This window comes from Brenneria goodwinii (assembly GCF_002291445.1).
Lineage (GTDB): Bacteria > Pseudomonadota > Gammaproteobacteria > Enterobacterales > Enterobacteriaceae > Brenneria > Brenneria goodwinii.
Genome location: NZ_CP014137.1, coordinates 2,969,998 through 2,983,768 on the forward strand (window position 1 = coordinate 2,969,998; position 13,771 = coordinate 2,983,768).

At 53.6% G+C, this 13,771-nt stretch carries 9 protein-coding genes; 4 read left to right on the forward strand and 5 right to left on the reverse strand.

Going from position 1 to position 13,771, the window contains the following annotated elements:
• Positions 1–170 precede the first annotated feature (170 nt).
• Positions 171–773 (forward strand): peroxiredoxin C, encoded by a 603-nt coding sequence (locus ACN28R_RS13305; RefSeq protein ID WP_048635841.1) that lies wholly within the window; start codon positions 171–173, stop codon positions 771–773.
• Between the two features lie 231 nt (positions 774–1,004).
• On the forward strand, positions 1,005–2,270 hold the full coding sequence (locus tag ACN28R_RS13310) for a mechanosensitive ion channel family protein (RefSeq protein WP_095834643.1): 1,266 nt from the start codon (positions 1,005–1,007) through the stop codon (positions 2,268–2,270).
• 67 nt (positions 2,271–2,337) lie between these two features.
• On the opposite strand, the gene proY is transcribed toward ACN28R_RS13310, so the two are convergent.
• The 5 genes from proY to phoB form a co-directional block, all read right to left on the reverse strand.
• A complete protein-coding gene (proY, locus tag ACN28R_RS13315) occupies positions 2,338–3,699 on the reverse strand; it encodes a proline-specific permease ProY (RefSeq protein ID WP_095834644.1) in 1,362 nt (453 codons plus the stop codon).
• A gap of 70 nt (positions 3,700–3,769) precedes the next feature.
• A complete protein-coding gene (gene brnQ, locus ACN28R_RS13320; RefSeq protein ID WP_095834645.1) occupies positions 3,770–5,089 on the reverse strand; it encodes a branched-chain amino acid transport system II carrier protein in 1,320 nt (439 codons plus the stop codon).
• A gap of 465 nt (positions 5,090–5,554) precedes the next feature.
• The gene (locus ACN28R_RS13325; RefSeq protein WP_095834646.1) at positions 5,555–6,517 is read right to left on the reverse strand and encodes a PstS family phosphate ABC transporter substrate-binding protein; all 963 of its coding nucleotides are present in this window, start codon (positions 6,515–6,517) and stop codon (positions 5,555–5,557) included.
• Positions 6,518–6,537: 20 nt separating this feature from the next.
• On the reverse strand, positions 6,538–7,854 hold the full coding sequence (gene phoR, locus ACN28R_RS13330; RefSeq protein WP_048635846.1) for a phosphate regulon sensor histidine kinase PhoR: 1,317 nt from the start codon (positions 7,852–7,854) through the stop codon (positions 6,538–6,540).
• Between the two features lie 27 nt (positions 7,855–7,881).
• Positions 7,882–8,571: a phosphate response regulator transcription factor PhoB gene (phoB, locus tag ACN28R_RS13335; RefSeq protein ID WP_009114067.1), complete on the reverse strand. Its 690-nt coding sequence runs from the start codon at positions 8,569–8,571 to the stop codon at positions 7,882–7,884.
• Positions 8,572–8,816: 245 nt separating this feature from the next.
• On the opposite strand from phoB, the gene sbcD reads away from it, so the two are divergent.
• Together sbcD and ACN28R_RS13345 are read left to right on the forward strand one after the other, a co-directional pair.
• Complete coding sequence (gene sbcD / locus ACN28R_RS13340; RefSeq protein ID WP_095834647.1) at positions 8,817–10,043, forward strand: exonuclease subunit SbcD; 1,227 nt, start codon at positions 8,817–8,819, stop codon at positions 10,041–10,043.
• A complete protein-coding gene (locus tag ACN28R_RS13345) occupies positions 10,040–13,723 on the forward strand; it encodes an AAA family ATPase (RefSeq protein WP_095834648.1) in 3,684 nt (1,227 codons plus the stop codon). Before sbcD ends, ACN28R_RS13345 begins: the two co-directional genes overlap by 4 nt.
• Positions 13,724–13,771 lie beyond the last annotated feature (48 nt).

Below are 13,771 nucleotides of genomic sequence, written 5' to 3' on the forward strand. Positions count from 1 at the left end.
TTCGGGTACGCTTAACACAAGGCCATGATATAAATCATCTATTAGATCGATAGATGAAAGCTATCTCATCGATTGGTCTCTTTGCCTGTCTTCCCTCCGGCAAAGTCCATATACTTATTAATGTTTTTCACATTAATCCATTCATTAATAATAAATTACAGGAGTAATTAATGGTCCTGGTAACTCGTCAAGCCCCTGACTTCACCGCGGCTGCCGTTCTCGGCAGTGGCGAAATCGTTGAAAATTTCAACTTTAAAAAACACATCAGCGGTAAACCGGCCGTGATTTTCTTCTGGCCAATGGACTTTACCTTCGTTTGCCCGTCGGAACTGATCGCGTTCGATCACCGCTATGAAGAGTTCCAACAGCGTGGCGTTGAAGTGGTCGGCGTTTCTTTCGACTCTGAGTTCGTGCATAACGCATGGCGTCAAACCCCTGTCGACAAAGGCGGTATCGGCGAAGTGAAATATGCCATGGTTGCCGACGTTAAGCGTGAGATTCAGAAAGCCTACGGTATCGAACACCCGGACGCCGGCGTGGCGTTGCGCGGCTCCTTCCTGATCGACAAAGAAGGCATCGTGCGCCATCAGGTGGTCAACGATCTGCCTTTGGGCCGCAACATTGATGAAATGCTGCGTATGGTCGACGCGCTGCAGTTCCATGAAGAGCACGGCGAAGTTTGTCCCGCCCAGTGGGAAAAAGGGAAATCCGGTATGGGCGCCTCTCCAGACGGCGTCGCGAAATACCTGTCTGAAAACGCCGACAAACTGTAATCGCCCCGCACGTCATTCCGCCGAAGCCAGTTGCCCGCAGCAGCTGGCTTCTTTGCTTTCCGACAACGTTCTTACCGCCCCGTTAAGTCAGCCCGCAGCGCAAACCCGGCTATTTCCGTCTTGACCCGCGTCGTCAAAACAAAAAGTTGACTGAGTGCGCCAAATCCTTAGCCTTAAACGAGATCTATCGTTAATACCTGGCCGGTTTGCTGGCATATCAAAGAGGGACGCATGCAACAAAATCTTGCTCTGTGGCTGGAAAACGCGGGAATGCAACACACTGGCATCATTGCGCTACTGATTGTTCTGGGGCTGATATTGCTGATTTCAGCCGTTATTCATCTGATTCTCCATCAGGTGGTGCTAAAAAGGATGGTATTGCGTTCGTCAAACCAAACGAACAGTGCCGACGTCCCTGGTTGGAAACAGGCTTTAACGCAGCATAACCTGTTTAATCGCCTGGCCTTTCTGTTCCAGGGCATCATTCTCAATATTCAGGTGGTACTGTGGCTGCCGTCCCAAAGTGAAACCCGTGAAGCGCTGGTGATCTGTTCTCAGGTCTGGATCATGATTTTCGCTTTGCTGGTGCTGTTTTCGCTGCTTGATATCCTGCTGACCGTTTCCGCGCGTTCAAAAGTCGCCACCCAGTTGCCGCTACGGGGGATCTTTCAAAGCCTGAAGCTGATCGCCACCATCGTGATCGGCATTATGGTGGTGTCGCTGCTGATTGGAAAATCGCCGTTGATTCTGATCAGCGGTCTGGGGGCGATGACCGCCGTCCTGATGCTGGTGTTTAAAGATCCGATTATGGGGCTGGTGGCGGGAATTCAGCTCTCGGCCAACAATATGCTGTTGCTGGGAGACTGGCTGGAAATGCCGAAATACGGCGCGGATGGCGCGGTAATCGATATCGGCTTGACCACGGTTAAGGTCAAAAACTGGGACAATACCATCACCACCATCCCCACTTACGCCCTGATATCGGACTCATTCAAAAACTGGCGCGCCATGTCGGAATCGGGCGGCCGCCGCATCAAGCGCAGCGTCAATATCGATACCACCAGCGTGCATTTTATGACCGAAGACGAACAGCAGCGGCTGCTACGCAGCAGACTGCTCTCGCCGTATATCGCCCACAAGACCAGTGAATTGCAACAACATAATGCGCAGGCCGACCTCTCCTCGCCGCTCAACGGACGCCGGCTGACCAATCTGGGGACGTTCCGCGCCTATCTTCAGGCTTATCTGCACGCGCATCCGGGAATTCATAACGGCATGACGTTGATGGTGCGCCAGTTGGCGCCGACGCCGGAAGGCTTACCGCTGGAAATTTACGCCTTCACCAATACCACTGCCTGGGTGGAATATGAAAGCATACAGGCGGACATCTTCGACCATATCTTCGCCGTGATGCCGGAGTTCGATTTGCGCGTGCATCAGACGCCGACCGGTTATGATATGCAGGCGCTGGCTCGGCAGGTGGTTGCAACCCGTTAACTCACGCCCGCACAAAGTAAAACGGGGATGAAACCTTCATCCCCGTATGCTCGCCCGCTTGTTCAGCCTAGCGCCGCTGATATCTCTGCTTGATCGCATAACCCGCCAGCAGCAATACAATCCAGACAATGCCGACATAAAGCGACACGCGGGTATCGGGGAAATAACCAATCAAGCCGATGATAAAAAACAGGAAGATAATGGCGAACATCGACATCGCCACGCCGCCCCGTAACGGGAACGCCAGCGCTTTCACCTGCTCGCGGCTTAAGCCGCGGCGAAAAGCGATCTGCGAACATAGGATCATGATCCACACCCAAACGGTGGCAAAGGTTGCCAGCGAGGCGATAACCAGGAAGACCTTACCCGGCATAATATAGTTCAGATATACCGCAATCAGCAGAGCCAGCATCATCACCACGACAGTGACCCACGGTATGCCGCGTTTAGAAATCTGGGTAAAGACTTTTGGCGCATGGCCCTGTTCAGCCATACCGTGCAACATACGCCCGACGCCAAACACATCGCTGTTAATGGCCGAGAGCGAGGCGGTAATCACCACAAAGTTCAGGATGCCGGCAGCGGCGGTGATCCCCAGATGCTGGAATGTCAGAACAAACGGACTCCCATTGGTGCCAACCTGATTCCATGGGTAAATCGACATGATGACAAACAACGTGCCCACATAGAACACCAGAATACGCCAGGGAACGGAGTTGATGGCGCGCGGGATCGATTTTTTCGGATCCTGAGCTTCGCCGGCGGTAATACCGATAATTTCCACCCCGCCATAAGCAAACATCACCAATTGCAACGAGAGGATCATCCCCATCACGCCATTACTGAAGAATCCGCCGTTGGTCCACAGATTATGAATGCCGGTAGGTTCACCGCCGTTGCCGATGCCCCAGACAATAATGCCGATCCCGGCCACGATCATGATGATAATGGTGGCGACCTTAAAGAAAGACAGCCAGAATTCCAACTCGCCGAAGACTTTTACATTCATCAGGTTAATCGCCCCGATGATCAGTACGACGCTAAGCACCCACACCCAGTGAGGTACGGCCGGAAACCAGACTCCCATGTAAATACCAAACGCGGTTACATCGGCAATGGCGACAATCAGCATCTCAAAACAGTAGGTCCAGCCGGTAATATAACCGGCCAGCGGCCCGAGGTAATCTTGTGCATAGCGGGAAAAGGAGCTGGCCTGCGGGTTATTCACTGACATTTCGCCCAGCGCCCGCATGATAATATAAGCGACAATGCCGCCAAGCAGGTAAGCCAGCAGGACGCTAGGCCCCGCCATCTGGATGGCGCTGGCCGATCCATAAAACAGCCCGGTACCGATCGCCGAACCCAAGGCGATAAAACGGATATGCCGCGTACTTAACCCACGCTTGAGCTTAGTGGATTGTTGTTCCATAAATAAGCAACCCTGTTACAAAAGAAAAACCACAGACAATGCCTGTGGTATATAAATCAAATTCATCGCGCTATTGATGAACCACGACTTTATGACGGCCGCACAGCCGATCGTAGATAGCCGCCGCCAGTAAAACCAACAATGATGGCGGCAACCAGGCAAGATCCTGTTCGCTTAACGGCAGATGCAGACTCCACTCAGGCAACAGCGATCTAAAGTTCGATGATTTTATCCCATCAATAACGCCGAACAACAGGCTGATTAACATGACAGGAGCCACAATACGCGAACTGTTATTCCACCAGAGGCGCGTAAAACTCAGTAAAACCAGAACGATACAAGGCGGATAGATCGCCGTCAGTACCGGGATCGACAGTTGAATCAGATGGCTTAACCCAAGGTTTGACACCACCATGGAGAAACAGCCCAGCACAAACACCAGCGTGCGATATGAGAACGGCAGATACTGGGAGAAAAATTCCGCACACGCGCAGGTCAGGCCAACCGCCGTTACCATACAGGCAATAAAAATCAGCAATGCCAAAAAGCTGCTGCCCATGTTGCCAAAAGTATGTTGAACGTAAGCATGCAGAATTTCGGCGCCATTCAGAGCCTCCGGCGCCAACATGCCGCTGACGGAACCCAGTTGGAATAAACTCAGGTAGACCAGCATCAGGCCGACGCCGGCAATAAGACCGGCCCAGATGGTGTAACGCGTCAACAGCTTTGCGTTGTCAACGCCGCGCGAACGGGCTGCATTCACGATAACGATGCCGAACACCATCGCGCCCAACGTATCCATGGTGAGATAACCATTCACAAAACCGCTGGAGAACGGCACATGCTGATAGGATTCAATCGCCGGGATAGGCGAACCGGCGGGCAACAGCACCGCGGCGATACCCAGCACCGCCAAGGCGGCGATTTTCAGCGGCGCCAGAACGTGTCCTACGGTATCCAGCAAGCGCCCCGGATACAGCGAAATGCCGATGACAATCGCAAAGTAGATCAGGCTATAAATCAATAACGGGGAAGCGCCGTTCCCTACCAGCGGCGCAAGCCCGACTTCAAACGATACCGTGGCGGTACGCGGCGTGGCGAATAGCGGGCCGACCGCCAGATAACAAACCGTCGCCAATACCACACCCGCTTTTTTACCGATTGGAGAGCTTAATGCATCGATACCGCCACCGGCGCGCGCCAGCGCGATAACGGTGAGTACCGGCAAGCCCACGGCAGTCAGTAAAAAACCGGCCGCGGCCATCCAGACGTGTTCCCCCGCCTGTAAACCTACCATGGGTGGGAAAATAATATTGCCCGCGCCGACGAACAGGGCAAAGGTCATAAAACCTAACGCCATGATATCTTTGGAAGTTAAACGATGACTCATAATTATGTCGTATTGCCTGTATAAACCGAGAATTAAGAGGAGAAAACTGTGCTGCCAATCGCCGTCCATCGATTACGACATGAGCGGCCGGCAGATTTATAAGAATTATATTCTGCCGCACAGCCATATTGCGGGCTAAGTAAACCGTTTATAGCGATAAAAGACAACCCTTAGGCTAAAAAGCAGAGTTTTTAACTGAATTAATGAATATATCCGGCAGATACAATTAATAATGCAGAATTAGCCAATACATGATTTGTGCATTCATAGGCGTTACATTGCAATAAAACTAACAAAAAACGCCTAAATCGCGCAAATTATAACCATTCAATTATCTTATGGCAAAAAATAAGGCGCCATCACACGGCTCTCCGGTTCAATTGGCTCAATTTGCAGACAATGGCGATCGGATAACTGAGTGATGGCGAGAGGATAACGTAGCGTAATAAAAATCGCCCGGTCGGCCTAATGCTGAAAAGAGGGGGCCGTCGCGGTCAAGCCTAGCTGAAGACGCGCCGACCGGCGCACCTCTTCCGGCAACGGTAAATAACCATCCTGACCAACCAATGCCTGACCGGCGTCCGATAATGCCAATTCCAAAAATGCGGAAGTCAGCGCTTCCAGCGGCTGGTGCGGATCTTTATTAACATAGATATAAAGATAGCGAGTGTAAGGATAAAGCCCGTCACGGATATTCTTGGTGGAAGGATAAACGTAATCCGTACCCTGGGCCGCCAACGGCACCATTCTTACCCCGCTGGTAAGAAATCCGACGCTGGCATAGCCAATCGCCTCGGTCGAGGCCGAGATAGCCTGAACGACAGACGCGGAACCGGGTAATTCACTAACCTGCGGCAGAAAATCACCGCCGCACAGCGCCCGCTGCTTAAAAAAACCGTAAGTTCCCGAGGCGGAATTACGGCCGTAACGTACCAACGAGCGCTTTTCCCAACTGCCGCTCAGCCCGAGATCGCGCCAGTTTTTTACCGGTTGATGATCGCCACAAAGACGGGTGATGGAAAAAATCGCATCCAACTGCGATAAATTCAGTCCCGGCAAGGGATTATCCTGATTAACCATCACCGCCAGCGCATCCATTGCGACCGGTACGGCCAGCGGCGGATAGCCATAACGTTGAACAAAGGCATCGATCTCGCTGGCTTTCATGGCCCGGCTCATGGGCCCTAGCTGTACGGAGCCCGACGCCAGCGCAGTGGGGGCGGAAGAAGAGCCTGCCGCCTGAATCTGTATATTCACGCCGGGGTGATGCCTGCTGAAATCCGCCGCCCAACGCGACATCAGATTAGCCAAGGTATCCGATCCCGCGCTGGAGAGATTGCCGGCCAGCATTTGATGGGGTTGCGCCACGCAGAAAAAACCGACCAGCAATAAAGCGGCGCCCGCGATGATATTAACGGCGGATTTCATGAATACATTTTCCGTCAGGCTCAGAGTTTCGCCGTATTCTCGGCCAGAGAGGCGGGTACAATCAACCGATTCGGCAGAGTAAACAGAAAACGGGAGCCTAAGCCAAATTCGCTCACCACTTCCAAACGGGAATCATGGTGACTCAGGGCATGTTTGACGATCGCCAGACCTAACCCGCTGCCGCCGGTCTGCCGCGAGCGCGCTTTATCAACACGATAAAATCGCTCCGTCAAACGCGGCAAGTGCTCCGCCGCGATCCCCGGTCCGTTATCGCTAACCTGAAATTGCGCGCCATGGGGCGTTTTCTGCCAGCAAACCTCAATACGAGTGCCGGCCGGCGTATGGTTAATGGCATTGTAGACCAGATTGGATACGGCGCTGCGCAGCTGTTCTTCGTTGCCGAAAACCTGAAGATCTTCATTCACCCGGAACACGATCTCATGGCGATCCTGGCTTAGCGTCTGAGCCTCGCGCTGTAATACGCGCAACATCATAGGCATATCGACTTTTTCGCTTAGATCGATAGTGGCGGCGGCTTCAATACGCGACAGGGTTAACAGCTGTTTGACCAATCCATCCATCCGCCGCGTCTGTTCCTGCATGGTATTCAGAGCCTTACTGCGCAGAGAGTCATCCAGCGCATTATCCTGCATCATCTCCAAATATCCCTGCAACACGGTTAAAGGGGTGCGCAGTTCATGACTTACATTGGCAAAGAAGTTACGTCTGGCCCCTTCCAATTGATGCATCTGGGTAATGTCGCGCACCATCATCAGCAACTGCCCCTCGGAATAAGGCATAATACGGAATTCAACGTGATGCGAGTTGTTCAGTTGCAACGTTAGCGGACGGCTGAAATCCTGCCCTTTCATATAGCTGGCGAATTCAGGATAACGCAGCAGGTTGAGGATATTCTGCCCGCTGTCTTCCGGCCAACGGAAATTGAGCAGGTGCTGGGCCAAGCGATTACACCAGAAAATAGTGCCATCTTCGGTGGTGATCACCACCGCATCCGGTAACGATTCGGCGCCGCTACGAAAACGCTTAATCAATAGCGCCAATTCGCGCCGCCGCCGCCGGTTGCGCAATTGCATTTGATAAAGGCCGTAGAACAGCGGTTCCCAGCTCCAGCGGCCCGGCGGCGGCGTCATACTGCGATCGACCCACAGCCAGTAGGAGAGTTTAAGCTGATTGTAAAAATGCCAGCAAAGCACAATTAAAACAGCAGCTAAAAGGAACCAGGGCAGATAACCGAATACCAGCCCCAGCAAAAGCGCGGGCAGACAAAAAAAAGCCAGCTCCAGCGCCAGCCTCTTCCATGATAGACGTTCTAGCACGTTGATGTTTCTCCGGTACGACAACCTTCAATAACGCGTTGAAAAACGGTATCCCGTTCCCCGAACGGTTTGCACCATTTTATCATGCCCGCTGGTTTCCAGCGCCTTACGCAGTCGGCGGATATGAACATCAACAGTGCGATCTTCAACATAAACGTTAGTGCCCCAAACATGATTGAGCAACTGTTCACGACTGTAAACCCGTTCAGGATGGGTCATAAAGAAGTGCAACAACTTAAACTCCGTTGGCCCCATGTCCAGTGCCAGTTCTTCCGTCGTTACCCGGTGCGAGGAAGGATCCAGACTCAACCCGCGCATTTCAATCACTTCTTCAACGGCCATCGGCGAAATACGGCGCATCACTGCTTTGATACGCGCCACCAACTCTTTAGGGGAAAAAGGTTTGGTAATGTAATCATCCGCGCCGACTTCAAGCCCGCGCACCCGATCTTCTTCTTCGCCCCGGGCGGTTAGCATCATGACGGGTATGTCGCGGGTCAGCGCTTCACGTTTCATATGCTTGATGAATTGCAACCCCGAGCCGCCTGGCAGCATCCAGTCCAGTAACACCAGTTCAGGAAAAGGTTCTGACAGTTGTGTTACCGCACTGTCATAATCTTCAGCTTCAACAGGCTGATAACCATTCTGCTCCAGAACAAAACATACCATTTCACGAATCGGTGCTTCATCTTCCACGACCAATATGCGTCTTGCCATTGTTAATCCTGCCGTTAATCATCGTCGCTGTTAGCATGCGCTGTGCATTATGCGTCAGTTTTGTGACAGATTTATGAAAAAAACGCCGGGGCATTTTTCAACCTCGATGCCCAGCCGATCGGCATTCCCCTTGTTACATCGTTTTTTTCGCGCCGCTTTCCAAACTTATGTTTTCGCAACGACAGCTCGCGCACAGGCTGTTTATAATCAGAGACATTGCGATTACACACCGCTCAGGGAGTTCCATGCGTATTATTCACACCGCCGACTGGCATCTGGGGCAGTATTTTTATACCAAGAGCCGTGCGGCCGAACATCAAGCCTTCCTGCACTGGCTTATTGCTCAGGTCGAACAGCATCAGGTGGATGCTGTAATAGTAGCAGGAGATATCTTTGATAACGGTTCGCCGCCAAGCTATGCGCGGGAAATGTATTACCGTTTTGTTGTCGATCTACAGCGTAAAGGCTGCCAGTTAGTCATATTGGCGGGCAACCATGACTCCGTCGCCACGCTGAACGAATCGCGGGATCTGCTGGCCTTTATGAATACGCGGGTGATCGCCAGCGTCGATGGCGATGTCGAAAAACAGGTGATCGTACTGGAAAACCGTCAGGGGCGGCCCGGCGCCGTACTGTGCGCAATCCCCTTTTTGCGTCCGCGCGATCTGATAACCAGCCAGGCCGGACAATCCGGCGATGAAAAGCAGCAGGCATTGCAGGATGCCATCACCGAGCATTACCAGCGGTGTTACCAGTTGGCCTGTCAGAAACGTGAAATACTGGGGCTGCCGCTGCCCATCATCGCCACCGGCCATCTGACGACCGTCGGCGTTACCGCTTCCGACTCCGTGCGCGATATCTACATCGGTACGCTAGATGCCTTCCCGGCGCAGGCGTTTCCGCCGGCGGACTACATCGCGCTCGGACACATTCACCGCCCGCAGCGCGTGACGAAAAGCGAACATATTCGTTACAGCGGCTCCCCTATTCCGCTGAGTTTTGATGAGCTAGGCAGTGAAAAGTCCGTCTGTCTGGTCAGCTTCGAACCGGATGCCCCGCCAACGATAGAGACGCTGCCTATCCCGATGGCGCAACCGATGCGGCTCATCAAAGGCGACCTGGCCGATATCGAGCGCCAACTATCCCTCTTTAATGATTATCAGGGGGAAAAAACGGTGTGGCTGGATATCGAAATCACCACCCAGGATTATCTGAACGATATGCAAAAACGCATTCAGGCGCTGACCGACGGGTTGCCCGTCGAAGTGCTGCTATTGCGCCGCGCCCGCGAACAGCGCCTGCAGGCGATTGTGCGGCAGGAAAAGGAAACGCTGAATGAGCTGACGGTACATGATGTTTTTGAACGGCGGCTGGCGGCGGCCGGAGACCTGGAGGAAAATCGGCAACAGCGCGTGCGCACGCTGTTCGATCGGGTTATTGAAGAATTGGAACAGGATGAGCGCGCCGAATGAAAATACTCAGTTTGCGGTTAAAAAACCTTAACGCCCTGAAAGGCGAATGGAAAATCGACTTCACCCAGGAACCCTTTTCCAGCAACGGACTATTTGCCATTACCGGTCCGACCGGCGCGGGGAAAACCACGCTGCTCGATGCGATTTGCCTGGCGCTGTATCACGAAACGCCAAGACTAAAAAATATCACCGCCAGCCAGAACGAACTGATGACCCGCAACACCGCCGAATGCCTTGCCGAAGTGGAATTTGAAGTCAAAGGCATCGGTTATCGCGCATTCTGGAGCCAGCGCCGGGCCCGGAACGCGCCCGACGGCAATCTGCAAACGCCGAAAGCGGAGCTGGCGCGCATTGATGACGGCAGGATACTGTGTGAAAAACTCAGCGAAAAGCTGAGCATGACCGCCGAGATTACCGGGCTGGACTTCAATCGCTTCACCCGGTCGATGATGCTGTCGCAAGGGCAGTTCGCCGCCTTTCTGAATGCGGATGCCAACGAACGCGCCGAACTGCTGGAGGAACTGACCGGCACCGATATTTACGGGCTGATTTCCGAACGCGTATTCGATCGGCATAAACAGGCCAGAATGGCGTTAGAGACGTTACAGGCGCGAGCGTCAGGAATTGAGTTACTGAATGACGAACAGCGCCAGTCGCTGGAAACACAGCTGTCATTATTAACTCAACAGGAGCAGGCGCTGATTGCCGAGCGAGAGCAAGCACTAACTTATCAGCGCTGGTTTGAACAACAGGAGCGGTATCGGCATTCGCTGGCTGCCAGCGAAACCCAGCGCGACGCAGCGCAAACCGCTATTCAGCAGGCGCAGCCGCGGCTTGAGCGTCTGGCGCAAAACGAACCGGCGGAAAAACTCAGGCCTTTCCAGCAGGACAGAGATCGTTACCAACAGGAGTCCGCTTCGCTGGCACAGCGCATCGCTAGCCTGACGGAGCAGCAAAAAACGCAGCAGTCCGCCGTGGGCGCGTTACGCCAGCAGGAGGAAAAAGCGCTGCAGGACTGGCGTCAGCACGTTGATTACCGCCAGCAACAAGAGGTGCTGATCCGTGAACGCGTTATACCGCTGGATCACCAGATAGACAGCCTGCAACAGCAGAGCCAAAAACAGCGGCAAGAACTGGATCAGACGCAAAAACGTCAACAGGATGATCAACTCCGGCTAGCGAAAACCACGCAGCAGCATCAGCTTGCCGAACAACGGATCGAGCGGCTTCGTACCTATCGCCAGCAGTACCCGCATCATCAACACTGGGGGGAAAACCTTTCTCTGTGGCGGACTCAGTTTCAGCGCCAACAACAGTTTGAACTCGAACTGGCGAATTTGCGGCAAAAGCAGGAAAACTATACGCAGCAGTCGGCACAACTGCGCCATCAGGCAACCCGGTTAGCCGAGCAGCGCGCCAAACAGCAGCATGAAGTCGATCGGGCGCAGCAGCAGTTCGCTCAACATCAGCAAAAGTTGCAAGAACAGGAAGCGCGGCAGCCAATCACGGCCCTGCATCAGCAGCTTAGCCAATCCATTGCGCAACGCCCCAATCGTCAACAGCTGGCTACGCTCGGCGCCTTATTTCAGCGGCTGGGCGACAACCGCCGACGACTGGAAACCCAACAGGGCCAGCTACAGACGCAAATCGGCCAGTTGGAAGAACGGCGTAAGCAACAAAGCAACGAATATGCCCAGCGCCATCAGCATTTAACCGATCTGGATAACCGCCACCAGTTGGAAAAACGCATCGTCCAGTTGGAAGAGGAGAGGAAACGGCTACAGCCTGGCGATGAGTGTCCGCTATGCGGCTCAACGCACCATCCGGCCATTGACCGCTATCAGGCATTGCAACCATCAGAAACGGAACAACGCTTGCAGCGGTTACGTCAGGAAGTCAGCGAACTGGAAAGCGCGCTGGCGCATACCGAAGCGCAGCTGGTTTCACGGCAACAGCAGATTCAGCAGCAACAGCTTGAACTCACGCGTATGGATGAAGAGCACCGGCGTTTGCTGCAACAGTGGCAGGACGTCAGTAAGCGCTTACAAGGGGATTTGGCTCCCGATCAATCCGCAGCAATAACCGCGTGGCTGGAACAGAGCGAAACGCGGGAACAGCACATTCAACAGCAAATCTCGCACAGTGAGCAGATACAACGGCAATGGCAGGAAAGTAAGGATTCACTGACCCATGCCGCTGCCCTACTGCAACAGACCTTGCAGCAGATAGAACTGAATAGCCAGCAGCAGCAAACGCTGCACAATGCCCAGACCGAACTGGAACAATCTCTGCAACAAACTCAGGATCAGCAGACGCAGCATCGGTTGGCGCTGGAACAAACGCTGACCCGCTTTGGTCTGAGCGTGCCGGAGACGGCGGAGCAATCCGTCTGGCTGACGCAACGCGCTGAAGAATGGCAAAGATGGAAAGACGTTGAGCAGGAACAGCAACAGCTGTCGAACCAGTTGACGGCGCTGGAAACCGAGCGCCGGCACCTGACGAAATCGCTTGAGGAGCTTGGGCAGCATCTGCTGGTATTACAGCAACAGCAGGCGTCGCATATAACAACGCTGGAAGCCGCGCAGCAGCAGAGGCGACAGCTTTTCGGCGAGCAACAGACCGCAGATGTCAGCAACCAGCTTCGTCTGAGCAGCCAGCAATATGAGCAAGCCAGCCGACAGGCGCAGGAACAGCGCCAACAGGCGGAATCATCGCTGAACCGATTAACCGGAGAACTGACCGGTTTTCAACAGCAACAAACCCGCGTTAGCGCTTTATACCAACAGGCCGCGCAAGCGTTCAGGCAGGCGTTACAGCACAGTATTTTCGCTGACGAAGACGCATTTCAACGCGCATTGCTTAATGAGCAGGAACGCAACGAACTGCGCGATTGGAAAGAAAAACTGTACCAGCAGTTGCAGCAGGCCAGCGCGCTGCATCAGCAGGCAGAACAGTTGCTGGCCGCGCACCAGCAGCAACGCCCGGCGACATTGGCGGCTGAAGCCACCCCGGCATCGGTACAACAAGCGCTGTCCGAATTTGGTGAGATGCTGAAAACCCATCTGCAACAGCAAGGGGAAATCAATCAGCAGTTGGCGACCGATCGGCGTTACCGTCAGAATCAACAGAAACTGTTGGCCGAAATCGCACAAAGTCAGCAGCACTACGACGACTGGAGCTGCCTGAACGAACTTATTGGTTCGCAAAAAGGCGATAAATTCCGCAAGTTTGCCCAGGGACTGACGCTCGATCATCTGGTGTATCTGGCTAACCTGCAGCTTGCCCGTCTGCATGGGCGTTATCTGTTGCAACGTCAGGCCGATGACGAATTAAAGCTGCAGATTGTGGATACCTGGCAGGCCGACGCCGTCAGAGATACCCGCACGCTTTCGGGGGGAGAAAGTTTTCTGGTTAGTCTGGCGCTAGCGCTGGCGCTTTCCGATCTGGTGAGTAATAAAACCAGTATTGATTCGCTGTTTCTGGACGAGGGCTTCGGCACGCTGGACGCCGAAACGCTGGACGCCGCGCTGGACGCCCTTGACAACCTCAATGCTTCCGGCAAAACCATTGGCGTCATCAGTCACGTTGAAGCCATGAAGGAACGCATCCCGGTACAGATCAAGGTCGCCAGAATTAATGGACTAGGCATCAGCCGCCTGGCGCCGGAGTTCGCGGTCTAGGTTTAGGTTGGGTCGATGAATAATCTTATTTTTATGCAACATAAGCCG